Here is a 24,816-nt window from a genome sequence, read left to right on the forward strand (position 1 = left end):
GCGAGCCTAGGTCAGCCCGGTCGGACGCCGGGCACGGCCTCGTCGCGAGCTGCGTCGGGGGTGCCTGCACCGTCGGTGACTCCTGAGCCGGCGGTCGTCGCCTCTGCAGCGGGGCCCCGCCTGCCGGTCGTCGAGCGGACCGCCGCGACCGACCGCGCCACCGCTGCCGCGACCGACGTGGTCGCCGCGCGCTGCGCCGTCGAGGCGTGCTGCCCCGCACGACGCGTGGCGGCACCGGCGGCTCGTCGGGCCGTCGCCGCGTGGCGGTGTGCGGCGGTCCGGGCCGCGGACAGCGGGGCTGGGCCGCCGACGGAGTCGGCGGACGTGCCTGCAGCCACGACGGACGTCGTGACCGGCGACGCCGACCCGGGCACCGCCTCCTGCGCGGGGGGCACGACGGTCGGTGGAGGGGTCGACGAGGTGGGGGAGAGTGCGGGGGCGAGGCGGTCAGCGGGTGCGACCGTCGACGGTGGCGACATGCCCGACGCGGGCAACCGTCCGAGGACGCGGTCGGCCAGAGCGACGAGCAGCACGACCACGCCGCCGACGACGAGCGCGGACGCCAGCAGCAGGAACGAGACCGCGACGTAGTCGTAGGGGCCGTCGACGGCGCGGGCGTCCGCTGCCAGGCCGAGCGCGCCTCCGGCGACGACGGCGGCGAGAGCCGCTGCCGCGCACCGCGCTGTCCTGCCCATGTCGGGACCCTCCACGACGGGACGCCGCGGGGCCGGATCAGACCCGAGGACTCGTCATGGGCGGACTGTACGCCGGGCGGCCCGACCGTGGTGGCCCCTTGCGCTCAGCGGCCACGCGCTCACGCCGTGCGCGACGCGACCTCGTCGGCGGCCAGCACGGCGGCGGCCTCGTCGCGCCGCTCCCGCGCGGGTCGGCCCCCGTCGCCGTCGTGCTCGACGGTGAAGTGCGGCACGAGCCGCGGGGCGATCCGCCGCACGACGCCGGCGTCCGCGGACGCGGCGACCGGTGCCACGCGCCGCACCCGCAGGTGCTGCCGGCGCACGAGCCAGACGACGGCGATCCCGGCGGCGACGAAGCCGGCGGCGGCGCCGACGCCGATCGCCCAGCGAGGCCCGGCCGTGTCGGCGACCCAGCCCACGATCGGGGCGCCGAGCGGCGTGCCGCCCGTGAAGATCGCCATGTACAGCGCCATCACGCGACCGCGCATCTCGGGCGCGGTCGACAGCTGCACCGTGCTGTTGGCCGTGGTCATCAGCGTGATCGACGACAGCCCGACGGTGACGAGCACGGCGGCGAACGTCCAGTAGCTGGGCATCAGCGCGGCGACGGTGCAGGTCACCCCGAAGGAGGCGGCGGCCAGCACCAGCACCCGCATCCGCGGGCGCTCGCGTCGCGCCGAGAGCAGGGCGCCGGTCAGCGACCCCACGGCGATGCACGACGAGAGCAGGCCGAACCCGCTGGCGTCGACGCCGAACTCGACGCTGGCCATCGTCGACGTGAAGATCGGGAAGTTGAGGCCGAAGGTGCCGATCACGAAGATCATCGTGAAGACGACGAGCAGGTCGGGGCGCCCCTTCACGTAGCGGAACCCCTCGCGGATCTGGCCCTTCGCCCGCGACACCGGCGGCTTGTGCTCGAGCTGCGACACCCGGATGAACCGCAGCGACAGCAGCACCGCGGCGAACGACGCCGCGTTGATGAGGAAGACCCAGCCGGTGCCCACGCTCGCGATCAGCACGCCGGCGACGGCCGGGCCGAGGAGGCGCGCGCCGTTGAACGAGGCCGAGTTCAGCGAGACGGCGTTCGAGAGGTGCCCCTGGGGGACGAGCTCCGAGACGAAGCTCTGGCGGATCGGGGCGTCGATGGCGTTCACGGTGCCGAGCAGGAGGGCGAACACCCACACCATCCAGAGCTGCGCGACGTCGGTGAGCACCAGCAGGCCGAGGGCCAGGCCGAGCAGCGCCATCGTGCCCTGGGTGAGCATCAGCATGCGGCGCCGGTCGAACCGGTCGGCGATGAGGCCGGTGATCGGCACGAGCAGGATCGGCGGCGCGAACTGCAGCGCCATGGTGATGCCGACCGCGGTCGCGTCGTGGTCGGTGAGGTGGGTGAGCACGAGCCAGTCCTGCGCGGTGGCCTGCATCCACGTGCCCGTGTTCGAGACGAGCGCGCCCCCGAACCACAGCCGGTAGTTGTAGAGGCCGAGCGAGCGGAACATCGCGCTCACGACCGGTTCAGCTTCCGCAGGATCTCGGTGGCGTCGGCCAGGGTGCGTCGCTCGTCGGCGGTCAGCGCGGCCAGCCGCGGCACCAGCCACTCGTCGCGGCGGCGTCGGGTCTCGAACACGAACGCGGCACCCGCCTCCGTCGTCTCGAGCACCACCCGGCGCCGGTCGTCGTCGTCGACCCGGCGGCTGAGCAGTCCGGCGTCGACGAGCTTGCCGACCGTGCGGTTCATCGACGGGGGAGTGACGCCCTCGTGCTCAGTGAGCGCGCCGATGGTGAGGGGCTGCTCCTGGAAGACGTAGCCGAGAGCGGCCATCTGCGCGTCGGAGACGTCGACGTCGGCCTTCTGCTGTCGCATCCGGCGGGCGAGCCGGAGCACGGAGCCGCGCACGTCGGAGGCGAGCTGGGCGTGCGGGACGGTGCGGCGGGCGGGTGCGGTGGCGGTGGCGTCGGTCATCGAGCACCAGCCTAATCATTTAGCTCGCCTAAGTAAACGATCGTCTGCGATGTGCGACACCTGTTGCCCCGAGGTCCATGCAGGCGTATCGTCGAGGACGGCTCATCGAGGAGCCCCACACGACACGAGGAAGAAGCGACAGCATGGGCAAGTTCAGCGGCAAGACGGCGATCGTGACCGGCGGCGGGAGCGGCATCGGCGCCGAGGTCTCGCGCCAGCTCGCGGCGGAGGGCGCGTCCGTCGTCGTCACCGACATCAAGGTCGACGCGGCGCAGGGCATCGTCGACGAGATCACGGCCGCGGGCGGCACCGCCTCCGCCTTCGAGCAGAACACCGCGAAGTGGGAGCACTCGGAGGCGGCCGTCGCGTTCGCGAAGGAGACCTACGGGGCCCTGCACCTCGCCGTCAACAACGCCGGCATCGGCGCCGCGCCGCAGACGATCGGCGACTACGACATCGCCGCCTGGGACAGGGTCCGCTCGGTCGACCTCGACGGCGTCTTCTACGGCCTGAAGTTCCAGCTGCCCGCGATGGTGGAGGCCGGCGGCGGAGCCGTCGTCAACATGGCCTCCGTGCTCGGCTCGGTCGGCATCGCGAAGAACGCGGCCTACGTCACGAGCAAGCACGCGCTCATCGGCCTGACCAAGGTCGCGGCGCTCGAGTACACGGCACAGGGCGTCCGCACCAACGCCGTCGGCCCGGGCTTCATCGACACGCCGCTCGTCCGCTCGTCGATGTCGACCGACGAGCTGCACGCCCTCGAGGGCCAGCACGCGTCGGGCCGCCTCGGCACCGACTCCGAGGTCGCGGCGCTCGTGCTGTTCCTCCTCAGCCCCGAGGCGTCGTTCATCTCGGGCAGCTACCACCTCGTCGACGGCGGCTACTCGGCGCACTAGCCCGCGCGATCCCGCTCGCGTGGCCGCGTGAGCGGGGTGCGGCGGGTTCCCGTCGTCCACGGCGGGTCCGCGCTGACCCGCCGGCGGCGACGGGAACCCGCCGCACCTGCACCCGGGCACGCTGCGGGCCCGACGGGGAGGCGCCGCTTCAGCCCCGCTTCAGCGCGCCCGCGCCAGGATGGGCACGCGGGCAGGGTGCGCGCGAGGAAGGGGCGGTCGTGCGCGTGCTCGTCGTCGAGGACCAGCCGACGCTGGCCGAGGGGCTCCGCGTCGGGCTCGAGGCCGAGGGCATGGCCGTCGACGTGGCGGGCACCGGCACCGACGCGCTCTGGCGCACGCGCGAGGGCAGCTACGACGTGGTCGTCCTCGACATCATGCTGCCCGGCATGAGCGGATACGCCGTCTGCCGGGCGATGCGCGAAGGAGGCGACTGGACGCCGGTCATCATGCTCACGGCCAAGGACGGCGAGTGGGACCAGGTCGAGGCCCTCGACACCGGTGCCGACGACTACCTCACGAAGCCGTTCTCGTTCGCGGTGCTGCTCGCGCGCCTCCGTGCCCTCGTCCGCCGCGGGGCCCGGGAGCGCCCGGTCGTCCTCGAGGCCGGCGACCTGCGGCTCGATCCGGCGTCGCGCGACGTCCGCCGCGGCGACGAGCAGATCGAGCTGACGAGTCGCGAGTTCGCCGTGCTCGAGTTCCTCATGCGCCGTGCCGGCAGCGTCGTCACGAAGCGCGAGGTGCTCGACGGCGTCTGGAACGACGACTTCGAGGGCGACCCGAACATCGTCGAGGTGTACGTCCGGCACCTCCGCAACAAGGTCGACCGGCCCTTCGGCCGCGAGTCGATCGTCACCCTGCGCGGGGCCGGCTACCGGCTGGAGGCGCGGGGTGGCTGACGACGCCGGTCGCGTCGGTCGCCGGGGTCGCCGTGGCTCGCTGCGCCTCCGCATCACCGCGGCCGCCGTGCTCGCCGTGGCGCTGACGCTCGGTGCGTTCGCGCTCGTCTTCGCGCTGGTGCAGCAGGCGGTGCTCGCGGACGCCCCGCGCTCCGCCGCGTCCGCCGACGTCGACCGTGCCGTGGCCGCGCTCGCGGGCGGCTCCAGCCCGGCCGTCGCCGTCTCGGGCGACGCGGACGGGGCCCTCGTGGCCGTCTTCGACTCTGCGGGGCAGCTCGTCGCGACCGGCGGCGACGACGACCTCGCCGGGTACGCGCGACAGCTCGCGGGGGCCTCCTCGGGCAGCCGGGTCTCGCTCGACGGGGACGACTTCGTCGTCGAGACCGACGGTGCGGAGTCGGTGAGCACGACCACGTCGACTCCCTCGCCGTCGTCGAGCCCGAGCCCGAGCCCGAGCGCGAGCCCCTCCTCCGAGACCGAGCCGCCGGAGTCCCCGTCCGACGACGACGACGCGCTCGACGACGACGACGCCGCCGAGGCCGCACGCGACGCCGCCGACGACGCGCGGGAGGCCGCCGAGGACGCGAGCGCGGCCGCTGCTGCCGAGGACGACGACGACCTCGACGTCCAGACCGTCACCACACGGTGGGACGTCGTGGCCGCACGCTCCCTCGACGAGGCGCAGGCCGCCTCCTCGGCCAGCCTGCTCACGCTCGGCGTGGCCGTCCCCGTGGCGTTGCTCGTGCTGGGGGTGACGACCTGGTTCGTGGTCGGGCGGGCGCTGCGCCCGGTCGAGTCGATGCGCCGCGAGGTCGCCGACGTGACCGCCGCGAACCTGTCGCACCGCCTCGCCGACCCGGGCGGGGGAGACGAGGTGTCGCGGCTCGCCTCGACCCTGAACGGCATGCTCGACCGGCTGGACGCCTCCGCGACCGCGCAGCGGCGCTTCGTCGGCGACGCCTCGCACGAGCTGAAGACGCCGCTCGCGACGATCCGCCAGCACGCCGAGGTCGCGCTGCTGCACCCCGAGAGCATCGACGGGCGCGCGCTGGCCGGCACCGTCCTCGGCGAGGAGGCGCGCCTCACCTCCCTGGTGCAGGGACTGCTGGTCCTCGCCCGCGCCGACGAGGGCGCGCTCGGCGTCGCCCGCCGACCCGTCGACCTCGACGACCTCGTGCTGACGGAGGCGGCCCGCCTGCGGTCGGGTGCGGGTGCGGGTGCGGGCGTCTCCGTCGACGCCACGGCCGTGGGGCCGGCACGAGTGCGCGGCGACGAGGGGCTGCTCGGCCAGGTCGTCCGCAACCTCGTCGCGAACGCCTCCCGGCACGCGCGCTCGGCGGTGGCCGTGGGGCTCGTCGAGACGGCCGACGGCCGCGCGGTGCTGACCGTCGACGACGACGGTGCGGGGGTCGCCGCGGACGACCGCGCCCGGATCTTCGAGCGCTTCGTCCGCCTCGACGAGGCCCGCGACCGCGACGCCGGAGGCAGCGGCCTCGGCCTCGCCATCGTCGCCGAGATCGTGCGCGTGCACGGCGGCTCGGTGCGGGTCGAGACGTCACCGCTCGGCGGGGCGCGCTTCGTCGTCGACCTGCCGGCCGACGCCTCCTGACCTGCCTGCCCGGCCCCGCCTCCTCGTCGCCCGAGGTCCCTGCGGCGCACGCCCCGCTGCCCGGCCGTGCGGCGACGCACGGCGGCGGCGGTGGTCGCTGAACGTTCCTTCAGGTCGCTTCAGGGGCGCTTCAGGGGCTGCCCGAGACAGTGGGGTCATCGCTCGAGAGAGCACCGCCCGCCGCACCGCGGCCCCACGATCGGAGACACCGTGAAGAACGTCCTGAAGAGCAAGAAGTCCCTCCTCGTCGCCGGCGGGGTCGTCGGGATCCTCGTGCTGGGCGGCGGCGGCGTGGCCGTCGCGTCGACCCTCGACGACCGCGTCGGCGGCGCGGCGAACGACCGTGCGCAGGAGGCGGCGCTCGCCGAGACCGGCGGAGGCACCGTCACCGACGTCGACCGTCTCGACGACGGCCTGCCCGGCTACGAGGTCGACGTCGTGCTGCCCGACGGCCGCGAGAGCACCGTGCTGCTGGGCGACGACTTCAGCGTCTCCTCGTCGCGCATCGACGACGACCGTGACGGCGACGACGACTCCGGCCGTGACGGCGACGACGACTCCGGCCGTGACGGCGACCTCTCCGACGACTCGTCGAGCACGCCCGGCTCCGACAGCACCTCGGGCAGCACCTCCCGCACGGACGACGACGACCTCGTCGGAGCCGACTTCGACCAGGCCGCCGCGGCCGCGATCGCCGCTGCCGGCGGGGGCACCGTGACCGACGCCGACCGCAGCGACGACGGCGACACCGCGTACGAGGTCGACGTGCGCCTCGACGACGGGACCGAGGTCGACGTCGACCTCGACGCCTCCTTCGGGGTGCTCCGCACCGACGTCGACGACCGCCGCTGACCTGCCCGGCGCGGTCCGCGCACCCTCCGCACCCTCCGGCCCTGCGCACGCCCCGTGTGCGCCGGGGGGTGCGCGGCGTAGGCCCCGGGCTCCGGGCTCCGTTCCCGGTTCCGGTTCCGGTTCCGGTTCCGGTTCCGAAAATGCCGACTGTTCGGGCCATGCCTGGGCTGCAACACCTCGATATCCGGTGGTTGCAGCCCTTCAGGTCGGGTTCTGCAGCTCGAGTCGCCCCTGGCGCCGAGCCGCCGGCCGCCCACGGCCGCACGATGCGAGGATGACACCGTGCCCACCTTCTCCGCCGCGCGAGGCGACCACACGTTCGTCGACGCCCACGGCGTCACCGTCCACTGGTACGTCTGGCGAGCGGCCGACCCACGCGGCTCCGTCCAGCTGATGCACGGCGTGGGCGAGCACGCGCTCCGCTACGAGGAGCTGGCGCAGGAGCTCGTCCGCGCCGGCTGGACGGTCTACGCCGACGACCACCTCGGGCACGGCGCGACCGGCCTCGGGCAGCACGGCGGCGACCACACGAAGCTCGGCCGCCTCGGCCCGTCGGGACTGCGGGGAGCGGTGGAGGCGGTCGTCCAGTTCACGGGGATCATCCGCGACGACGCACCCGGCCTCCCCCTCGTGGCGCTCGGCCACTCGTGGGGGTCGCTGATGCTCCAGAAGATCGTCGACGAGCGGGCCTCGCTCTACGACGCCGTCGTGCTGAGCGGGACCGCGTACCGGGTTCCCGGCAGCATGAACGGCGGCGACCTCAACGCCCGGCACGCGCACCTCGGCACGACCGGGTTCGAGTGGCTGAGCCGCGACCCGGCGGTCGCGGCCGAGATGGCGGCCGACCCGCTCGCCGTCGACGCGAAGGTCGCGACCCTGTTCGGCTGGCGCGACGCGCTGCGGCTGCTCGGGCGCCCGGCCAAGCAGCTCGACCGCGACGTGCCGCTGCTCGTCCTCGTGGGGGGAGACGACCCGCTCGGCGGCGAGGAGAGCGCCCGCAAGCTCGCCGAGGCCTACGTGTCGCGCAGCGGCCTCACGGACGTCGAGCTCGTCGTCTACGACGGCGCCCGGCACGAGGTCTTCAAGGAGACGAACCGGGCCCAGGTCTTCGCCGACCTCGTCGCGTGGCTCGACGCCCGCCTCCCGCGCCCCCGCCCCTGACCTCGCCGCCGCGCCCCTGGCCCGCCGCGTGCACTCGCCCTGACCTGCCCAGGCCGCAGATGCCGACCGCAGGGCCTCGCATAGTGGGATATCCAGGGGTTGCGGGCCGGATCACGCCGCTGCGGTCGGCATCTGCGACAAGACCAGCGCAGACCGCGCAGGCATAGGCTGCAGCCATGCACGGTGAGTACAAGGTCCCTGGCGGCAAGCTCGTGGTGGTCGACCTGGAGGTGCGCGAGGGCCGCATCGCCGAGTTCCGGCTCGCGGGCGACTTCTTCCTCGAGCCCGACACGGCGCTCGACGCCATCGACCGTGCGGTGAACGGCCTGCCGGTCGAGTCCGACGCGGCGTCCATCGCCGCGGCGATCAAGGCGGGCCTCCCCGACGACGCCGTCCTGCTCGGCTTCTCGCCCGACGCCGTCGCGACGGCCATCCGCCGCAGCCTCTCGAAGGCGACCGACTGGCGCGACCACGACTGGCAGATCATCCACGACGCGCCCGTCTCGCCGAACATGCACCTCGCCCTCGACCAGGTCCTGACCGAGGAGGTGGGGGCCGGCCGCCGCCAGCCCACCCTCCGCTTCTGGGAGTGGGACCAGCCCGCCGTCGTCATCGGCAGCTTCCAGTCGCTCCGCAACGAGGTCGACCTCGACGCGGCCGCCGAGCACGGCTTCGAGGTCGTGCGGCGCATCAGCGGAGGCGGCGCCATGTTCATGGACGCCCAGTCGATCGTCACCTACTCGCTCTACGCCCCCGGCGAGCTCGTGCAGGGCATGAGCTTCGCCGACAGCTACGCGTACCTCGACGAGTGGGTCATCACGGCCCTGAGGTCGCTCGGCATCGACGCGTTCTACCAGCCGCTGAACGACATCACGAGCGCGAAGGGCAAGATCGGCGGGGCCGCCCAGAAGCGCCTCGGCAACGGAGCCCTGCTGCACCACGCCACGATGTCGTACGACATGGACGGCGAGAAGATGGTGAAGGTGCTCCGCATCGGCCGCGAGAAGATGAGCGACAAGGGCACGACCAGCGCCGCCAAGCGCGTCGACCCCCTGCGCAGCCAGACCGGGCTGCCGCGCGCCGAGATCATCGAGCGCATGAAGCAGACCTTCACCGGCCTCTACGGCGCCCAGGTCGGCCACGTCACGGACGACGAGCTCCAGGCGGCCGAGCAGCTCGTCACCACGAAGTTCGCCACGCCGGAGTGGCTCCGCCGCGTGCCCTGACCCCAGGAGGCGCGGGCCCGGTGCCCGAGACCTCTCGCCGAGGTCAGTCGCGACGATCGAGGCTCGCCCCCTGCTCTCGGGACCGTCGAGTGGTCGGTTCCTGTCCCTCCCGCGCGCGGGAACGACAGGAACTGACCACTCGACGTGGCGTCCAGGCCGGTGCGGGCCAGGGGGCCCGAGCCAGAGGCCGGGCCCGTCCCTGGAGGCCTAGCGCGTCAGGAGCTCCTGGTAGTCGACGTGCTCGTCGACCCAGTCGACGACGAACGGGCACATCGGCACCACGCGCAACGACGTCTCGGAGCGGACGTCGTCGAGCGCGCCCTGCACCAGCTGCGCCCCGAGGCCCGCGCCGCGGCGGGCAGGCTCGATCTCGGTGTGCGTGAAGCGGATCTCGTCGCCGACGACGTCGTAGGCGGCGAGCCCGATGGTGCTGCCGTCCTCGACGAGGACGTACTGGTTCTGCTCGGGACGGTTCTCGACTGCGGTGCTCATCCCGACACGGTACGCCGGGTGGCTCGGGGGGCGTCCAGCGGTGCGAGAGGATGGCGACCATGCCCGTCGACTGGACCCGCGCCTCCTCGAGTCTCGTGGTCCACGGCGACAACCTCGACGTGACCCCGACGCTGCCCGACGGCGCGTTCACGGTCGTGTACCTCGACCCTCCGTTCAACACGGGTCGGCCGCAGACACGGCGCTCGACGACGTCGGTCCGCAGCGTGCCCGACTCGGTGACTGCCGTGACCGGTTTCAAGGGCCTCGGCTACGAGCGCATCCGCGGCGACCTGATGCGCTACGACGACCGCTTCGACGACTACTGGTCGTTCCTCGAGCCGCGGCTCGCCGAGGCGTGGCGGCTGCTCGCCGACGACGGCACGCTCTACCTGCACCTCGACTACCGCGAGGCGCACTACGCCAAGGTGCTGCTCGACGCGCTGTTCGGCCGCGACTCGTTCCTCAACGAGATCATCTGGGCCTACGACTACGGCGCCAAGAGTCGCAACCGGTGGCCGACGAAGCACGACACGATCCTCGTCTACGTGAAGAGCCCGAAGGGGTACTTCTTCGACTCGGAGACCGTCGACCGCGAGCCGTACATGGCTCCCGGCCTGGTGACGCCCGAGAAGGTCGCGCGCGGCAAGCTGCCGACCGACGTCTGGTGGCACACGATCGTGTCGCCGACGGGCCGCGAGAAGACCGGCTACCCGACGCAGAAGCCCGAGGGGGTGCTGCGCCGCATGGTGCAGGCGTCGTCGCGCGAGGGCGACTGGGTGCTCGACTTCTTCGCCGGCAGCGGCACGCTGGGCGCGGTGGCGTCGGCCGCGGGCCGCCGCTACGTCCTGGTCGACAGCAACGAGGAGGCGGTGGCCGTCATGCGCAGACGCCTCCCCGATGCGACGTTCGTCGTCGCCGAGCCGCCCCGGGCCTCCTCGGCCAGCTGACCCGAGCCGGCCCGGCCTCACCCGGCCCCGCCCCGATCTGCCCCACGTCGCACCTGACGATTCGGCACATCGCGCTACTGCAAATTCGGCACATCGCGCTTCTGCAAATGCCGACCATTCGTCCCGTTCCGGGCGTGCAACTAGGCGAAAAGCCGCTGTTGCAGCGCGTCCGGTCGGCATTTGCGGGGCCGACGGGTCGGTCAGGCGTCGCGAGGTCGGTCGGGCGTCGCGAGGTCGGTCGGGCGAAGACAGAGTCGGCCGGGCGAAGGCGGGCTCGGTCAGGCGGAGACGGGCTCCGAGCCGGCGTGGGCGTCGCGCGATGCGTCGGCCTCGGCAGCGGGGGCGGCGTCGCGGCCCTCGAGCTCGGCGAGGGCCTCAGCCTCTGCCTCGGCGCGGGCCTCGGCGAGGGCGATCTCGGCGAGGGCGTGGTCGTCGACGTCGACGGCGGCCGTCATCGCCTCGAGGAACGAGACGACTGCCGCGGTCTCGTCGGGCGACAGGCCCTGGGCCGCGGTGATCATGCGGCCGTGCATGCCGGAGAGCGTGTCGGTGACCTCGGCGTGCGTGCCCTCGGTGGCCCGCAGCAGCACGCCGCGCTTGTCGGTGGGGTGGGCCAGGCGCTCGACGTGGCCGCTCGCGACGAGCCGGTTGATCAGCACGGACGTGGACGCGGAGGTGATGGCCAGGTGCTCGGCCAGCACCTTGGCGCTGACGGGTTCGTGCTTGCGGCCGGCCCGCACGAGGAACCGCAGCGCGGCGAGATCGGTCTCGTTCATCTTCATGCTGTCGCGGGTGCGACGACGCATGTCCGACTCGGCGGCACGGTAGCGGCGCAGGGCGTTAAGAACGGCGACTCCGCGCTCGCTGGCGCTGGAGCCGTACCAGTACCCCGTCGCGTCGTAGTTACGCCGGGTCGGCTCGGGAGGCATGCTAGAGAGTGTAGCTAAGCCGATCAGGGAGTTCCATATCGCGGCGAGCGTCGCGGGGGGTTCCCAGCCAGTTCGTGGCGGGTGCGACCAGCCCCGGTCAGCTCGACGTGGTCCGGTCCGAGGACGGCTCGCCCGACGCGGGGCGGTCCGACGACGGCGGGTTCGACGCGGGTCGCTCCGCCGACGGCCCGCCGCCCTCGACGACCGGGACGCTGCCCGTCGTCGGCGCGACCAGCGCGCCCGACGCGGCTGCCGCCTCCTGCGCCGCCAGCTCGGCCGCGAGCCGGTCGTCGTTCGCCTCGTCGATGGCGGACTTCTGCCTCAGCGGCGAGGCCTTGAGGAAGAAGCTGAGCACGAAGGCGACGAGCACGATGCCGAGCGCGACCCAGAACACGGTGACGGTCGCCTGCGCGAACCCGTCGAGGAAAGGCGCCGCGAGACGGCTGTCGGCCGTGTTGAGGAACGACGTGTTGCCGTTCAGCGCTCCGCCGACCTGGGACGTGTCGCCGTTCTGGGCCGCCTGGTAGAGGCCGAGGATGCTCGCGTTCGCGCGGTCGGCGGTGACGCTCGGGTCGGCCAGTGCCGCCTGGGCGTCGCGCTGCAGCGCAGGGTCGGCGAACGCCGCGGCGATCGTCCGCGGGATCCGCGAGAAGAGCACCGAGAACAGCACGGCGGTGCCGAGCGTGCCGCCGATCTGGCGGAAGAACGTCGACGCCGAGGTGGCCACGCCGATGTCGCGCGGGCCGACGGAATTCTGCGACGCGATGGTGAGCGTCTGCATCAGCTGCCCGAGGCCGAGGCCGATCAGCAGCATCCCGATCATCATGAACCAGTAGGGCTTGTCGTACGAGAGGTTCGTGAACCAGAAGAAGCCGAGCGACATGAACGCGGTGCCCGTGATCGGGAAGATGCGGTAGCGGCCCGTCCGCGAGATGAGCTGGCCCGAGACGATCGACGAGATCATCAGCCCGGCGATCATCGGCAGCATCTGGAAGCCGCTCTCGGTCGGCGTCGAGCCGAGCACCAGCTGCAGGTAGAGCGGCACGGTCAGCAGCGCGCCGAACATGCCGAAGCCGACCAGCACGCCGAGCACGGTCGCCATCGAGAAGGTGGCGTTGCGGAACAGCTTCAGCGGGATGAGCGCGTCGTCGCCCATCGCCCGCTCGACCATGACGAACGAGACGATGCCGACGGCGCCGATCACGTAGCAGGCGAAGGCGCCGGGCGACGACCAGCCCCACTCGCGGCCCTGCTCGGCGACGAGCAGCAGGGGCACGGCGGCGACGATCACCGAGGCTGCGCCCCACCAGTCGATGCGGACGTTCTCGCGACGCACCTGGCCGGGGATGTGCAGGAACCGCACGACGACCGCCAGCGCGACGACGCCGATCGGCAGGTTGACGAGGAACACCCAGCGCCAGCCGGTGACGAACAGGATCTGGTCGGCGCCCGCGAAGAGCCCGCCGACCAGCGGGCCGATCACGCTCGAGATGCCGAAGACGGCGAGGAAGTAGCCCTGGTACTTGGCGCGTTCGCGCGGAGCGAGGATGTCGCCCATGATCGTCAGCGGCAGCGCCATCAGGCCGCCTGCGCCCATGCCCTGCACGGCACGGAACAGCGCGAGCTGGTACATGCTCGTCGAGAAGCCGGCCAGCAGCGAGCCCAGCAGGAAGATCGAGATCGCGATCAGGAACAGCGGCCGCCGGCCGAAGATGTCGGACAGCTTGCCGTAGATCGGCGTCGAGATCGTCGAGACGATCAGGTAGGCGGTGGTCACCCACGCCTGCAGGCTCAGCCCGTCGAGGTCGTCGGCGATCGTGCGCATCGACGTGCCGACGATCGTCTGGTCGAGCGCCGACAGGAACATGCCCGCCATCAGGCCGAAGATCACGAAGAGGATCTGGCGGTGGGTCATCAGCCCCTGTCGCTCCGCGGGTGCTGAGGAGGCGGTGGTCGCCGGGGAGGAGGAGGCGGTGGTTCTCGACATGGCGCGGCGTCCTTCGGAGGGCACGAGGTGGTGAGACGGCGGAGCAGCACGGGAGCGGCGGGACCGGGCGTGGGCTGCGGAACGGGAGGAGCGAGGCGGCGACGCTGCAGCCGAGGGAGGCGCACCGAACGTGCGCAGACCGCAAAAGTACTGCACCGGCACGGCTTCCACCAGACGTGACGTCGAGCCTGGGGACGGAGCCGGCCGACCAGCTGCCGGGGGAGGAGCCGTAGCCTGGTGCGATGCCGTCCTCCCGCAGTCGCCGACCGTCGCGTCGCCGCCCGTCGGCGTCGGCTCCGCTGGCCGCGCTCGCGCTGGCCCTGGTGACGGCTGCGCTCGCGGGGTGCACCTCGGGTGCCGCGCCGGACGCCAGCACGAGTGCGAGGCCGAGCGCGCCTCCTTCGTCGTCTGCTCCCGCCGCGACCGCCGAGCCCTCCGAGGAGCCTGCCCCCGTGACCAGCCCCGCCGAGCCCTCGACGCCTGCCGCGCCCGCCTTCGACAAGTCGGCGATGTCGATCGACGACCCCGCGAGCCTCTGGGTCGTGAGCGACAAGCTGAGGCCGTTGAGCCCGATCGACTACGTGCCGAGCGACCTCGTCACGATCGACGTGGCGTCGCAGAACCCTCCCGTGTTCCGCCGCGAGGCCGGCGACGCCCTGCTCGCGCTGTTCGCCGCGGGGGAGGCGGAGGGGGCCGGGCAGTTCCAGGTGCAGAGCGCGTACCGGTCGTACGCCACGCAGGTGAGCGTGTACCAGGGCTGGGTCGACCGGCTCGGCCAGGCACAGGCGGACATCCAGAGCGCGCGCCCCGGGCACAGCGAGCACCAGACGGGCCTCGTCGCCGACATCAGCCCGATCCCGCTGAGCTGCGCCCTGCAGGCCTGCTTCGGCGACACCGCACAAGGGCAGTGGCTGGCCGCCAACTCCTGGCGCTACGGCTGGCTGCTGCGCTACCCGGCCGACAAGACGGCCGTCACGGGGTTCACCTACGAGCCGTGGCACTTCCGCTACGTGGGGGTGCCGCTCGCGACCGAGCTGCACACGACGGGCGTCACGACGCTCGAGGAGTTCTTCGGCCTGCCGGCCGCGCCGACCTACGCCGGCTGAGCCCGGACGCGACGACGGGCGAGTCCGGCGCCGACGGTCCGTCGTGACGGACCGCCGGCGTCGAACTCGCCCGTCGAGCGAGACCCGCCGTCTGGCGGCGGGCTAGGCGCCGAGCGCCGCGTCGACGATCTGCTTGGCCTCGGCCTGCACTCGCTTGAGGTGCTCGGGGCCGTCGAACGACTCGGCGTAGATCTTGTAGACGTCCTCGGTGCCGCTCGGGCGTGCGGCGAACCAGGCCTTGTCGGTGACCACCTTGAGGCCGCCCACCGCAGCTCCGTTGCCGGGCGCCTCCGCCAGCTTGGCCGTGATGGGGTCGCCGGCGAGCTCGGTCGCGGTGATGTCGTCGCCGCTGAGCTTGCCGAGGCGTGCCTTCTGTTCTTTGCTGGCGGCGGCGTCGACGCGCTCGTAGACGGGGTCGCCGAACTCCTCGGTCAGCTCGGCGTAGAGCTGCGAGGGGGTCTTGCCCGTGACGGCGATGATCTCGCTCGCGAGGAGCGCGAGCAGGATGCCGTCCTTGTCGGTCGTCCACACCGTGCCGTCCTTGCGGAGGAACGACGCCCCCGCGCTCTCCTCGCCGCCGAAGGCGACCGAGCCGTCGACCAGGCCGGGCACGAACCACTTGAAGCCGACCGGCACCTCCCACAGGCGGCGGCCGTGCTTCTCGGCGACCTTGTCGATGATGCTCGACGACACGAGCGTCTTGCCGATCGCGGCGTCGTCGCGCCACTGCGGGCGGTGCGTGTAGAGGTAGTCGATGGCGACAGCGAGGTAGTGGTTCGGGTTCATCAGGCCGCCGTCGGGCGTGACGATGCCGTGGCGGTCGGCGTCGGCGTCGTTGCCGGTGAGCACGTCGAACTCGTCCTTTCGGTGCACGACGCTGGCCATCGCGGAGGCGCTCGACGGGTCCATCCGGATCTTGCCGTCCCAGTCGAGCGTCATGAAGCGCCAGGTCGGGTCGACGCCCGGGTTCGTGACCGTCAGGTCGAGGCCGTAGACGTCGCGGATGGCGCCCCAGTACTCGACGCTCGCGCCGCCCAGGGGGTCGGCGCCGATCTTCACGCCGGCCGCCTTGATGGCGTCGATGTCGATGACGTTGATCAGGTCGCCCACGTAGCCGCGCAGGAAGTCGTGCCGGCCGGCGCTGCCGTCGGCCCTGACGACGTCGACGTTGCCCGCGGCGATGATCTCGTTCGCACGGTTCGCGATCCACGACGTTGCGTCGCTGTCGGCCGGACCGCCGTGCGGCGGGTTGTACTTGAAGCCGCCGTCGCGGGGCGGGTTGTGGCTGGGGGTGACGACGATGCCGTCGGCCTTCTCGGTGTTGGCCGGGTCGGCGTTGTGCACGAGGATCGCGTGGCTCAGCGCAGGCGTGGGCACGTAGCCGCCGTCGGCGTCGGCCAGCACGTGCACGCCGTTGCCGACCAGCACCTCGATCGCCGTGCGCTCGGCGGGGGCGCTGAGCATGTGGGTGTCGCGCCCGATGAAGAGGGGCCCGGTGATGCCCTGGCCGGCGCGGTACTCGACGATCGCCTGCGTGATCGCGGCGATGTGCGTCTCGTTGAAGGCGGTGTCGAGCGACGAGCCGCGGTGGCCCGAGGTGCCGAAGACGACCTTCTGCTCGGGCACCGACACGTCGGGGACGAGCGAGTAGTAGGCGTCGACGAGCTCACCGGTGTCGATGAGGTCGCTGTCGAGTGCGGGGGTGCCTGCGCGATCGGTCATGCGCTCATCCTGGCACCAGCCGCCGACCTCCGTCGGCGTCCGGCCACGGCGCTCAGCAGGCTCTCGGACATCAGCAGGCTCCGGGTCGTCAGCAGGCTCCGTGTCGTCAGTAGGCTCTCCGTCATGCCGACCCCCGCCTCCTCGTCGACCTACAGCTACCTCGGCCCGGCCGGCACCTTCACGGAGGCGGCCCTCAAGCAGGTGCCCGACGCCGTGGGCGCCGAGTGGCGCAGCGTGAACAACGTGGGCGAGGCGCTCGCCGACGTCGTCTCCGGCCGCAGCGTCGCGGCCATGATCGCGATCGAGAACAGCGTCGAGGGCGGCGTCTCGGCCACGCAGGACGCCCTGGCGACCGTGCCCGGCCTCCGCATCGTCGGCGAGTACCTGGTCGCCGTCGACTTCGTGCTCGTCGCGCGTCCGGGCACCCGCCTCGAGGAGGTGCTGGTCGTCAACGCGCACCCGGTCGCCTACGCGCAGACCCACCTGTGGCTCGAGGCGAACCTGCCCGGCCACGGGCACCTGCCGGCGACCTCGAACGTCGCGGCGGCCGCCGACCTGCTGTCGACGCCCGCCGGTGCAGGCCGCGCCGACGCCGCCGTCGCCCCGCCGACGATCACCGAGCACCACGACGTCGAGGTGCTGGCCCGCGAGATCGGCGACAACCGCAACGCCGTGACCCGCTTCGTGCTCGTCAGCCGCACCGTCCCGGTGCCGCCCGCGACGGGCGCCGACAAGACGAGCATCATCGTGGAGCTGCCCGAGGACGGCGCGGGCGCGCTCGTCGACATGCTCGAGCAGTTCGCGACCCGCGGCATCAACCTCAGCCTGATCCAGTCGCGGCCGATCGGCGACGCCCTCGGCCGGTACCGCTTCGTGATCGACCTCGAGGGCCACGTGCTCGACGAGCGCGTCGCCGACGCTCTGCTCGGCCTCAAGAGGTTCAGCCCGAACGTGATGTTCCTCGGGTCGTACCCCCGGGCCGACGCCCGCCCGGTCGTCGTCGTGCCGCGCTACGACGACGACGCGTTCGTCGACGCGCGCGACTGGCTGCGCGGGCTGGTCTCGGGGGCCTGAGCCGCGCCTCCTCGGTCCCGGTGCACCTCTCGGGTCGGCTCGCCCGACCGAGTGACGCACAGGAGGCGCGGGCCGTCAGGCCGGGACGCGCACCGTCAGCGCCCCGGGGTCGACCCACGTCTTGATGGCGACGGCCTTGCCGACCGAGTCGCCGTCCATCTCGAAGTCCTGCGGCTCGTCGAGGCGCACGACGATCTCGCGCCCCTTCGAGTAGCGGACCGTGCGCACCTCGCGGCTGTGCGCCATGATCTTGCGTCCGACGGAGCTGCGACGCAGCACTCCGTTCTCCCACACGATCTTGACCCAGATCTGCACCCAGCCGAAGAAGCCGTCGGGGCGCAGGGCGACGATGTCGAAGACGCCGTCGTCGACCGCGGCGTCGGGCAGCAGCATGATGTTGCCGGGCAGCAGGCCGCAGTTGCCGACGAGCACCGTGTGGGCGCGCATCGTCTTGCGGCCCTGGCCGTCGAGGTCGTAGCGGATGACCATGCTGTTGTCGTCGCGGAGCGACCGGGCGATGGCGTCGACGTAGGCGAGCCAGCCGACGCGGGCCTTGAGCTTCGGGTTGGTGTTGGCGAGCATCTTGGCGTCGAGGCCGATGCCGGCCATGACGACGAACGCGAAGCGCTCCCGCTCGCCGTTCTCGCGCTCGACGTCGACGAGCCCGAGGTCGATCGCGCGGTCGCGGCCGGAGAACGCGGTGGCGACGGAGCCGTCGAGGTGGTCGAGATCGAGGTTCAGGTTGCGGGCCAGCAGGTTGCCCGTGCCGCTCGGCAGCAGGGCGATGGCGGCGTGCGAGCCCCGGAGGGCCTCGGCCACGGCGCGGACCGTGCCGTCGCCGCCGGCCGCGATGACCACGTCGGCGCCCTCGGCCACGGCCGTCGCGGTGATGCCGCCGCCCGGATCCTCGACGCTGGTCTCGTAGAAGCGGGTCGGCCCCCAGCCTGCCTCGGCCTCGTGCCGCAGCACGGCCGCGCGGACCTTCGCGATGTCGACCTTGATGGGGTTGTAGACGACGGCAGCCGTCTTCTGGGCCGTCGCGGCCTCGGGCGCCGAGGGGGACTCGGCGGGCGAGGCGGCGGGGGAGGTCGTCATCCGCCCACCGTAACGGGCAGGCGCGACGCGAGGCCTGCCCCCTGCACCGCCTGTGGAAGGATGCGCGGCCCGCACCTCCGCCTGGGGAGAGCGGCGAGCGTCAGGGGGCGTCCATAAGATGGACCCGTGATCGATCCCCAGCTGCTGCGCGATGCCCCCGACGTGATCAAGACGAGCCAGCGTGCCCGAGGTGAGTCGGAGTCGCTGGTCGACGACGCGGTCGCCGCCGACGCCGCCCGCCGCGCAGCCATCGCCTCGTTCGAGGAGCTGCGGGCCGAGCAGAATGCGTTCGGCAAGACCGTCGCCACGGCGCCGAAAGAGGAGAAGGCCGGTCTCGTCGCGCAGGCCCAGCAGCTGGCCGCGAAGGTCAAGGAGGCGCAGGCCGCGTCGACCGAGGCCGACACCGCCTTCGACAAGGCCGTCCGCTCGCTCGGCAACGTCGTCGTCGACGGTGTGCCCGCCGGCGGGGAGGAGAACTTCGCGACGCTCCGCGAGGTCGGCACCCGCCCCTCCTTCGACTTCGAGCCCCTCGACCACGCCGACCTCGGCGAGAAGCTCGGCGCGATCGACATCAAGCGCGGCACGAAGGTGTCGGGCTCGCGCTTCTACTTCCTCCGCGGCATCGGCGCCCGCCTCGAGCTCGCGCTGATGAACATGGCGCTCGACAAGGCGATCGAGAACGACTTCACGCCGCTGATCACGCCGACGCTGGTGCGGCCCGAGATCATGGCGGGCACCGGGTTCCTCGGCTCGCACTCCGACGAGGTCTACCACCTGCCCGCAGACGACCTCTACCTGACGGGCACGAGCGAGGTGGCCCTCGCCGGGTACCACTCGGACGAGATCCTCGACGTGACGGCCGGGCCCATCCGCTACGCCGGCTGGTCGACCTGCTACCGACGTGAGGCGGGCGCCGCCGGCAAGGACAACCGCGGCATCCTCCGCGTGCACCAGTTCAACAAGCTCGAGATGTTCAGCTACGTGCACCCCGACCAGGCCGAGCAGGAACACGACGCGCTCGTCGCCCTGCAGGAGTCGATGATGCAGGCGCTCGGCCTCAACTACCGCGTGATCGACGTGGCCGCGGGCGACCTCGGCTCGAGCGCGGCGCGCAAGTTCGACATCGAGGCGTGGGTGCCGACGCAGGGCACCTACCGCGAGCTCAGCAGCACCTCGAACTGCACCACGTTCCAGGCTCGTCGCCTCGACACCCGCTACCGCACCGAGAGCGGCAAGACGGCGCCCGTCGCGACGCTGAACGGCACGCTGGCGACCACGCGCTGGCTCGTGGCGATCCTCGAGACGCACCAGCAGGCCGACGGCTCGGTCGTCGTGCCCGAGGCGCTGCGTCCGTGGCTCGGCGGCCTCGAGGTCATCGAGCCGGTCGCGTGAGCGGCGGCGACGTGGCGACCAGCGAGAGCTCGAGCTGGGACGACGACACCCGCCGTCGGTCGGCCCCCGTGGCGGCGACCGTCTCGGCCGACGAGCGCTGGCTCGTCGCGCTCGACGTCGACGGCACGATCATGCAAGAGGGCGGCACCATCTCGGAGGCGGTGGCCGGCGAGATCACGCGCCTCGCCTCCCAGGGGCACGCGGTGATGATCGCGACCGGACGATCGGTGTCGATGACGTTGCCCGTGATGGACCGCCTCGGCCTCGTGTCCGAGTACGTGGTCTGCGCGAACGGGGCGATCACGCTGGGTCGCGACGAGTCGGCGCCGACCGGTTACTCGCAGTTCCACGTCGAGGAGTTCGACCCGACCGACGTGCTGACCACCATCCGCGAGGGACTGAACGAGGCGGCCTACGCCGTCGAGGACAGGGACGGCGTCATGCGCTACTGCGGCTCGTTCCCCCAGGTGGAGCACACGGGCGGCGCCGAGAAGGTCGAGTTCGAGCAGCTCTTCGACATCGCAGCGACCCGCGTCGTCGTGGTGTCGCCGTCGCACGACACGGACGACTTCCTCGACGTCGTCGAGCGGATGGGCCTGCAGAAGGTGAACTACAACGTCGGCTGGACGGCGTGGCTCGACATCGCGCCCGACGGCGTGACGAAGGCCACGGCCCTCGAGCGCGTGCGTGCCGAGCTCGGCATCCCGCGCGAGCGCGTGCTCGCCGTGGGCGACGGCCGCAACGACATCGCCATGCTGCAGTGGGCCGCTGCCGAGGGTCGCGGCGTCTCGATGGGGCAGGCTCCCGACGACGTGCACGAGGTCGCCAACGAGCGCACCCGTACCGACCTCGACGACGGGCTCGCGGACGCGCTCGCGCAGCTCTGAGCTGGCGCTGCTTGCGCCAAGACCCTCTGAACCCGCGCATACCCTCGTCCGCACGGAGGGTGCGCGCGGGTTCTGCGGGTGCGGACGGGTCTGCCCGGCTGGCGCCGCGCCTCCTCGGCTAGACTCGGCGCGGTCGCACCGGCTCCGGCGGGTGTGCCGGGAGGGCTGTCCGAGCGGCCGATGGAGCTTGTCTTGAAAACAAGTGGGCAGAGATGTCTCGTGGGTTCGAATCCCACGCCCTCCGCCATCACGACTCGCCCCGCGAGCACGGCCAGGACGACTCGCCCACCAGCTCGGCAGGCGTCGCGACGCGCTAGTCGTCCGTCGGACGGCGGCGCTGCTGCTTCGTGGCCGAGCGCTCGTTCTTCGCGGTGAGCCGACGGCGGTCCGAGCCCCGGGTGCGCCGGGTCGGACGTCGAGGCGCCGCGTCGGGAGCGAGGCCGGCCGCGACCACGTCGGCGAGCTTCGCCAGCGCGGTCTCGCGGTTGCGCAGCTGCGACCGCTGCTCGGACGACGTGACCGTCAGCACGCCGTCGACCAGCCGTCCGTCGAGGCGTGCCAGCAACAGGTCGCGTTGATCCTCGGCCAGGGCGGGGGAGGCGGCGACGTCCCAGGAGAGCTGCACCCGGCTGTCTGACGTGTTCACGTGCTGGCCTCCGGGGCCCGACGACCGCGAGAAGCGCCAGACGAGCTCGGCCGCGGGCACGGTGAGCGCACGCGACACGACGAGGTCCATGCGGTCAGCTTCGCACGCGCCGCGAGTGGTCGCAGCCTGCGGGCGCCAGCCGCACGGTCGGAGCTCCGCCGGCGCGCCACGGGCTCTGCCTCGTGACGCACCGGCGGGGGAGCGACCCCGGGCCCGAACCCGTGCCGCTCGCGGGGATCCCCATCCCGCTCGTGGTTCGGGCCGCCCGAGCGGACCGGTTCGTGACCCGTTCTGGGGCTGGACCCGGCGTTGCCGGATGCGGCGCGGATCAGCCGAAGAGGCGCGCCTCGCGACCCCGGGGAGGGCCTACGACGGCGCCACTACGCGCCCTGCCCGGTCGCCTTGCGCAGCAGCGCCGCGATGACGGGGCTCGTCGTCTCGTCGACGCTCGAGAGTGCGTACGACGTCGGCCACATGTCGCCGTCGTCGAGCTGGGCCGCGTCCTGGAAGCCCATCGTCGAGTAGCGTCCGCCGAACTTCGAGCCGGGCTGGAAGAACACGACGATCTTGCCGTCCGCGTCGGCGTACGAGGGGAACCCGTACCAGGTCTTGGGGGCGAGCATCGGGGCGTGCTCGAGGACCAGCGCGTGCAGTCCCTCGGCGACGGCCCGCTCCTCCTCGGTCATCGCGGCGTGCGCGTCGAGGACCGCCTGCAGCTCGGCCGCCGCCTTGTCCGCGGACTTCTGCCGCTTGGCCTCGGCGCGCAGCTCGGCCGCGCGTTCCTTCATCGCCGCACGCTCCTCCTTGCTGAAGCCCTGCTCGCCTGACGCCATGATGTGTTCCTCTCGTCGTGGGCCCGTCACCGCTCGCGCGGCCGCCGCAGTCGCGGTCGCGCGCGAGGTGTGCGGGTCGCGCTCATCTTGGCCGCGCACCCCCGGCGGCACAAGTGCGCGCCCCTAGGGTGTGGGCATGTCGTCGCCGTTCACGCGCATCCCCGCCGACCAGCACGTCGCCGCGAACGAGCTCGCCTTCGCGGTGCGCGACGCGAACCCCGTCTCGCCCGGCCACACGCTCGTCGTGCCGCGACGGGAGGTGGCGACCTGGTTCGACGCGACGGCGGACGAGCACGCGGCCCTGGGTGCCCTGGTCAAGGAGGTGCGGCTCCAGCTGGACGAGGAGCTCGCGCCCGACGGGTACACCCTCGGCATCAACGTCGGAGAGGCGGCCGGCCAGACGGTCATGCACCTCCACGTGCACGTCATCCCCCGGTGGACGGGCGACGTCGCCGAGCCCCGCGGGGGAGTCCGCGGCGTCATCCCCGAGCGACGCGACTACCCGCCGGCGCCGTAGGCGGCCAAGGCGGCCGGGCAGGCAGACAGGCAGGCAGGCAGGCATGCGGCCAGGCGAGCAGCCGACGCGGGGACGGCAGGCCTGCCGTCAGGCGGTCGACACCGCCGCCACGATCCGCTCGGCCCCGAACCGCCAGGCGGCGTCGACGTCGCCGCCGAGTCCGAAGCCGCCGGCGAGCTCCATGCTCACGAAGCCGGCGGCCCAGGCGGTCACCGTGCGCGCCGCCTCCAGCGCCCGGTCCTCGCCCGCGAGGGCACCCGCGTGACGCAGGATCGGCCGGCTCGTCGCCGCGCCGAACTCCGGCCGAGCGGTCGGGACGCCCGGCCCCGGGGTCATCACCAGCTGGAACGCCGCCGGCCGCTCGTGCCCGAACGCCCGGAACCGGTCGACCAGGTCGCCCAGGTCGGCGCTCTGCTCGAGTCGCACGCCCACCTCCTCGAGGGTCGCCTCCGCCACCAGCTGCACCAGCTGGTCCCGTCCCTGCACCCGCTTGTACAAGGAGGGGGCGCGCACGCCGACCCGCTCGGCCACGGCCTGCATGGTCAGGCCGGCCAGCCCCTCCGTCTCGAGCAGGTCGCGGGCGGCGGTGACGATGGCCTCCAAGGAGGTGCGGTCGGGAGTCGGCATCCGTCCACCATACCTATTGACCGTAGCCATGATGGCTATGTATCGTAGCCATCATGAAGATCAGCGAGCACGTCCACCGCCTCGGCAACGACATCGTCGCCTCCTACCTCGTCGTCACTCCTGAGGGCGTCACCGCCGTCGACGCCGGCCTGCCCGGACACCGCCGCGAGCTGCTCGCCGAGCTCGCCTCGCTCGGCCTCGGACCGGCCGACGTCGCCGGCGTGGTCCTGACGCACGGCGACTCCGACCACGTGGGCTTCGCCGAGTGGCTGCGCCGCGAGCACGGGGTGCCGGTCTACGTCCACGCGGCCGACGCCTCCCGCGCGAAGGGCGGCGACAAGCCTGCCGGCCTGAAGCAGCAGATGAAGATCGGGGCGATGCTGCAGTTCCTCACGTACTTCGTCCGCAAGGGCGGCGCACGCTCGGCCTGGCTCAGCGAGGTCGTCGAGGTGCGCGACGGCGACGTGCTCGACCTGCCGGGCTCGCCGCGAGTGATCAGCGTGCCCGGCCACTCGGAGGGCAGCGTGGCTGTGCACGTGCCGCTCGCCGACGCCGTGTTCGTGGGCGACGCGCTGACCACCAGGCACGTGCTCACCGGCGCGGAGGGGCCTTAGCCGGCGCCCTTCACCGACGAGCCCGAGCGTGCCGTCGCGTCGCTGCGGGCCCTGGTCGAGACGGGCGCGACCTGGGTCCTGCCCGGGCACGGCGCCCCCTGGGGCGGGGGAGTCGCCGCCGCGGTCGCCGCCGTCGAGGCCGCCGCGGCGCACCGGGCGCGCTGACCCGCGCCGCGCGCCGCGCGCGCTGTCCGCTGTCCGCCGCACGCTTCGACACGCTGCCCGCTGCCCGCTGCCCGCTGCCCGCTGCCCCCTGCCCCCTGCCCGCCGCTGCCGCCGCCCGACCCCCGCCGCTGCCGTGCCCCGCTGCCCTGCCGCTGCCGTGCTCTGCTGCCCTGGCGCACCCCGAAGTGGAGCATGCACCTCGTCGTTCGAGGGTGTCTGGTCCACTTCGGGGTGCAAGGCCTAACAAGAGTGCTGCGCGCGCGGCCGCTCGCCGACCGCGGCCGGCCCGCTCGCGGACCGCGGCCGGACAGTTCGCACACCACTGGAGGACAGCGCGCACGCCGAGCACGTCGAAGATCCGTGCAACGGACGTGCAGGAACCCTCGTTCCGGTCCCGCGCAGCGGGGACGGGCGACGTACCCTCACCCCCGAAGACGGGCGACCGGAGCCTCCGGACGGGGGGTGGAGGCGGATCCGGCGTCGTG

The 24,816-nt window shown here is 72.8% G+C and carries 24 protein-coding genes and 1 tRNA gene; 14 read left to right on the forward strand and 11 right to left on the reverse strand.

What is annotated here, in order from left to right; all coding sequences use genetic code 11:
* Positions 1-11: 11 nt before the first annotated feature.
* The 3 genes from ACZZ97_RS00850 to ACZZ97_RS00860 all read right to left on the reverse strand — a co-directional run bounded on the left by ACZZ97_RS00850 (position 12) and on the right by ACZZ97_RS00860 (position 2,658).
* A complete protein-coding gene (locus tag ACZZ97_RS00850) occupies positions 12-695 on the reverse strand; it encodes a hypothetical protein (protein WP_463471941.1) in 684 nt (227 codons plus the stop codon).
* 119 nt (positions 696-814) lie between these two features.
* A complete protein-coding gene (locus ACZZ97_RS00855) occupies positions 815-2,203 on the reverse strand; it encodes an MFS transporter (protein WP_463471942.1) in 1,389 nt (462 codons plus the stop codon).
* Positions 2,200-2,658 carry a MarR family winged helix-turn-helix transcriptional regulator gene (locus ACZZ97_RS00860; RefSeq protein ID WP_463471943.1) on the reverse strand — a complete coding sequence of 153 codons (459 nt, stop codon included), beginning with the start codon at positions 2,656-2,658 and terminating at the stop codon, positions 2,200-2,202. Before ACZZ97_RS00860 ends, ACZZ97_RS00855 begins: the two co-directional genes overlap by 4 nt.
* A gap of 143 nt (positions 2,659-2,801) precedes the next feature.
* Between ACZZ97_RS00860 and ACZZ97_RS00865 the strand changes: the two genes are divergently transcribed.
* The 6 genes from ACZZ97_RS00865 to ACZZ97_RS00890 all read left to right on the forward strand — a co-directional run bounded on the left by ACZZ97_RS00865 (position 2,802) and on the right by ACZZ97_RS00890 (position 9,298).
* Positions 2,802-3,554, forward strand: coding sequence for an SDR family NAD(P)-dependent oxidoreductase (locus ACZZ97_RS00865; RefSeq protein WP_314104620.1), 753 nt, complete (start codon positions 2,802-2,804; stop codon positions 3,552-3,554).
* A gap of 218 nt (positions 3,555-3,772) precedes the next feature.
* On the forward strand, positions 3,773-4,450 hold the full coding sequence (locus ACZZ97_RS00870; protein ID WP_133738958.1) for a response regulator transcription factor: 678 nt from the start codon (positions 3,773-3,775) through the stop codon (positions 4,448-4,450).
* A complete protein-coding gene (locus tag ACZZ97_RS00875; protein WP_463471944.1) occupies positions 4,443-6,059 on the forward strand; it encodes a sensor histidine kinase in 1,617 nt (538 codons plus the stop codon). Before ACZZ97_RS00870 ends, ACZZ97_RS00875 begins: the two co-directional genes overlap by 8 nt.
* 210 nt (positions 6,060-6,269) lie before the next feature.
* Positions 6,270-6,911 (forward strand): PepSY domain-containing protein, encoded by a 642-nt coding sequence (locus ACZZ97_RS00880; protein WP_463471945.1) that lies wholly within the window; start codon positions 6,270-6,272, stop codon positions 6,909-6,911.
* Positions 6,912-7,193: 282 nt separating this feature from the next.
* On the forward strand, positions 7,194-8,072 hold the full coding sequence (locus tag ACZZ97_RS00885) for an alpha/beta hydrolase (RefSeq protein ID WP_314102831.1): 879 nt from the start codon (positions 7,194-7,196) through the stop codon (positions 8,070-8,072).
* A gap of 176 nt (positions 8,073-8,248) precedes the next feature.
* The gene (locus ACZZ97_RS00890) at positions 8,249-9,298 is read left to right on the forward strand and encodes a lipoate--protein ligase family protein (RefSeq protein ID WP_463471946.1); all 1,050 of its coding nucleotides are present in this window, start codon (positions 8,249-8,251) and stop codon (positions 9,296-9,298) included.
* Positions 9,299-9,505: 207 nt separating this feature from the next.
* On the opposite strand, the gene ACZZ97_RS00895 is transcribed toward ACZZ97_RS00890, so the two are convergent.
* Positions 9,506-9,790 (reverse strand): GNAT family N-acetyltransferase, encoded by a 285-nt coding sequence (locus ACZZ97_RS00895; protein ID WP_314102825.1) that lies wholly within the window; start codon positions 9,788-9,790, stop codon positions 9,506-9,508.
* 59 nt (positions 9,791-9,849) lie between these two features.
* Here ACZZ97_RS00895 and ACZZ97_RS00900 point away from each other — a divergent pair, with 59 nt between their 5' ends.
* Positions 9,850-10,737 carry a DNA-methyltransferase gene (locus ACZZ97_RS00900; protein ID WP_314102824.1) on the forward strand — a complete coding sequence of 296 codons (888 nt, stop codon included), beginning with the start codon at positions 9,850-9,852 and terminating at the stop codon, positions 10,735-10,737.
* A gap of 278 nt (positions 10,738-11,015) precedes the next feature.
* On the opposite strand, the gene ACZZ97_RS00905 is transcribed toward ACZZ97_RS00900, so the two are convergent.
* Positions 11,016-11,666, reverse strand: coding sequence for a MarR family winged helix-turn-helix transcriptional regulator (locus tag ACZZ97_RS00905; protein ID WP_463471947.1), 651 nt, complete (start codon positions 11,664-11,666; stop codon positions 11,016-11,018).
* A 97-nt stretch (positions 11,667-11,763) separates the two neighbouring features.
* Entirely contained in the window at positions 11,764-13,653 is a 1,890-nt protein-coding gene (locus ACZZ97_RS00910; protein ID WP_463471948.1) for an MDR family MFS transporter, read from the reverse strand.
* A 452-nt stretch (positions 13,654-14,105) separates the two neighbouring features.
* Here ACZZ97_RS00910 and ACZZ97_RS00915 point away from each other — a divergent pair, with 452 nt between their 5' ends.
* Positions 14,106-14,759, forward strand: coding sequence for a M15 family metallopeptidase (locus ACZZ97_RS00915; protein WP_463471949.1), 654 nt, complete (start codon positions 14,106-14,108; stop codon positions 14,757-14,759).
* Positions 14,760-14,861: 102 nt separating this feature from the next.
* On the opposite strand, the gene pgm is transcribed toward ACZZ97_RS00915, so the two are convergent.
* Positions 14,862-16,481 carry a phosphoglucomutase (alpha-D-glucose-1,6-bisphosphate-dependent) gene (gene pgm / locus ACZZ97_RS00920; RefSeq protein ID WP_463471950.1) on the reverse strand — a complete coding sequence of 540 codons (1,620 nt, stop codon included), beginning with the start codon at positions 16,479-16,481 and terminating at the stop codon, positions 14,862-14,864.
* 123 nt (positions 16,482-16,604) lie between these two features.
* On the opposite strand from pgm, the gene pheA reads away from it, so the two are divergent.
* Positions 16,605-17,555: a prephenate dehydratase gene (gene pheA, locus ACZZ97_RS00925; protein ID WP_463471951.1), complete on the forward strand. Its 951-nt coding sequence runs from the start codon at positions 16,605-16,607 to the stop codon at positions 17,553-17,555.
* 75 nt (positions 17,556-17,630) lie between these two features.
* Here pheA and ACZZ97_RS00930 read toward each other — a convergent pair whose 3' ends face one another.
* Entirely contained in the window at positions 17,631-18,650 is a 1,020-nt protein-coding gene (locus ACZZ97_RS00930; protein WP_314103072.1) for a diacylglycerol/lipid kinase family protein, read from the reverse strand.
* Positions 18,651-18,776: 126 nt separating this feature from the next.
* Here ACZZ97_RS00930 and serS point away from each other — a divergent pair, with 126 nt between their 5' ends.
* The 3 genes from serS (at position 18,777) to ACZZ97_RS00945 (ending at position 21,176) form a co-directional block, all read left to right on the forward strand.
* Positions 18,777-20,042 (forward strand): serine--tRNA ligase, encoded by a 1,266-nt coding sequence (gene serS, locus ACZZ97_RS00935; protein ID WP_463471952.1) that lies wholly within the window; start codon positions 18,777-18,779, stop codon positions 20,040-20,042.
* On the forward strand, positions 20,039-20,929 hold the full coding sequence (locus ACZZ97_RS00940) for an HAD family hydrolase (protein WP_463471953.1): 891 nt from the start codon (positions 20,039-20,041) through the stop codon (positions 20,927-20,929). Before serS ends, ACZZ97_RS00940 begins: the two co-directional genes overlap by 4 nt.
* 159 nt (positions 20,930-21,088) lie before the next feature.
* Positions 21,089-21,176, forward strand: a tRNA-Ser gene (locus tag ACZZ97_RS00945).
* 66 nt (positions 21,177-21,242) lie between these two features.
* Here ACZZ97_RS00945 and arfB read toward each other — a convergent pair.
* Both arfB and ACZZ97_RS00955 read right to left on the reverse strand, forming a co-directional pair.
* Positions 21,243-21,665 (reverse strand): alternative ribosome rescue aminoacyl-tRNA hydrolase ArfB, encoded by a 423-nt coding sequence (arfB, locus tag ACZZ97_RS00950; protein ID WP_463471954.1) that lies wholly within the window; start codon positions 21,663-21,665, stop codon positions 21,243-21,245.
* Between the two features lie 290 nt (positions 21,666-21,955).
* The gene (locus ACZZ97_RS00955; RefSeq protein ID WP_463471955.1) at positions 21,956-22,408 is read right to left on the reverse strand and encodes a hypothetical protein; all 453 of its coding nucleotides are present in this window, start codon (positions 22,406-22,408) and stop codon (positions 21,956-21,958) included.
* Between the two features lie 136 nt (positions 22,409-22,544).
* Here ACZZ97_RS00955 and ACZZ97_RS00960 point away from each other — a divergent pair, with 136 nt between their 5' ends.
* Positions 22,545-22,925 carry an HIT family protein gene (locus ACZZ97_RS00960; protein ID WP_314103063.1) on the forward strand — a complete coding sequence of 127 codons (381 nt, stop codon included), beginning with the start codon at positions 22,545-22,547 and terminating at the stop codon, positions 22,923-22,925.
* 87 nt (positions 22,926-23,012) lie between these two features.
* Here the strand turns inward: ACZZ97_RS00960 and ACZZ97_RS00965 are convergent, their stop codons facing one another.
* The gene (locus tag ACZZ97_RS00965; RefSeq protein ID WP_463471956.1) at positions 23,013-23,552 is read right to left on the reverse strand and encodes a TetR/AcrR family transcriptional regulator; all 540 of its coding nucleotides are present in this window, start codon (positions 23,550-23,552) and stop codon (positions 23,013-23,015) included.
* 53 nt (positions 23,553-23,605) lie between these two features.
* Here ACZZ97_RS00965 and ACZZ97_RS00970 point away from each other — a divergent pair, with 53 nt between their 5' ends.
* Entirely contained in the window at positions 23,606-24,166 is a 561-nt protein-coding gene (locus ACZZ97_RS00970; protein ID WP_463471957.1) for an MBL fold metallo-hydrolase, read from the forward strand.
* The last annotated feature ends 650 nt before the right edge of the window (positions 24,167-24,816 follow it).

It is taken from the genome of Frigoribacterium sp. AC512 (assembly GCF_979258295.1).

Bases quoted from the DNA above. Each gene is read 5' to 3' on its own strand.
- ACZZ97_RS00900 (WP_314102824.1), top strand. From the start codon at position 9,850: ATGCCCGTCGACTGGACCCGCGCCTCCTCGAGTCTCGTGGTCCACGGC.
- ACZZ97_RS00910 (WP_463471948.1), bottom strand. From the start codon at position 13,653: ATGTCGAGAACCACCGCCTCCTCCTCCCCGGCGACCACCGCCTCCTCA.
- ACZZ97_RS00965 (WP_463471956.1), bottom strand. From the start codon at position 23,552: ATGCCGACTCCCGACCGCACCTCCTTGGAGGCCATCGTCACCGCCGCC.
- ACZZ97_RS00890 (WP_463471946.1), top strand. From the start codon at position 8,249: ATGCACGGTGAGTACAAGGTCCCTGGCGGCAAGCTCGTGGTGGTCGAC.
- ACZZ97_RS00895 (WP_314102825.1), bottom strand. From the start codon at position 9,790: ATGAGCACCGCAGTCGAGAACCGTCCCGAGCAGAACCAGTACGTCCTC.
- pgm (WP_463471950.1), bottom strand. From the start codon at position 16,481: ATGACCGATCGCGCAGGCACCCCCGCACTCGACAGCGACCTCATCGAC.
- ACZZ97_RS00970 (WP_463471957.1), top strand. From the start codon at position 23,606: ATGAAGATCAGCGAGCACGTCCACCGCCTCGGCAACGACATCGTCGCC.
- ACZZ97_RS00850 (WP_463471941.1), bottom strand. From the start codon at position 695: ATGGGCAGGACAGCGCGGTGCGCGGCAGCGGCTCTCGCCGCCGTCGTC.
- ACZZ97_RS00930 (WP_314103072.1), bottom strand. From the start codon at position 18,650: ATGACGACCTCCCCCGCCGCCTCGCCCGCCGAGTCCCCCTCGGCGCCC.
- ACZZ97_RS00860 (WP_463471943.1), bottom strand. From the start codon at position 2,658: ATGACCGACGCCACCGCCACCGCACCCGCCCGCCGCACCGTCCCGCAC.
- arfB (WP_463471954.1), bottom strand. From the start codon at position 21,665: ATGGACCTCGTCGTGTCGCGTGCGCTCACCGTGCCCGCGGCCGAGCTC.
- ACZZ97_RS00960 (WP_314103063.1), top strand. From the start codon at position 22,545: ATGTCGTCGCCGTTCACGCGCATCCCCGCCGACCAGCACGTCGCCGCG.
- pheA (WP_463471951.1), top strand. From the start codon at position 16,605: ATGCCGACCCCCGCCTCCTCGTCGACCTACAGCTACCTCGGCCCGGCC.
- ACZZ97_RS00865 (WP_314104620.1), top strand. From the start codon at position 2,802: ATGGGCAAGTTCAGCGGCAAGACGGCGATCGTGACCGGCGGCGGGAGC.
- ACZZ97_RS00905 (WP_463471947.1), bottom strand. From the start codon at position 11,666: ATGCCTCCCGAGCCGACCCGGCGTAACTACGACGCGACGGGGTACTGG.
- ACZZ97_RS00955 (WP_463471955.1), bottom strand. From the start codon at position 22,408: ATGGCGTCAGGCGAGCAGGGCTTCAGCAAGGAGGAGCGTGCGGCGATG.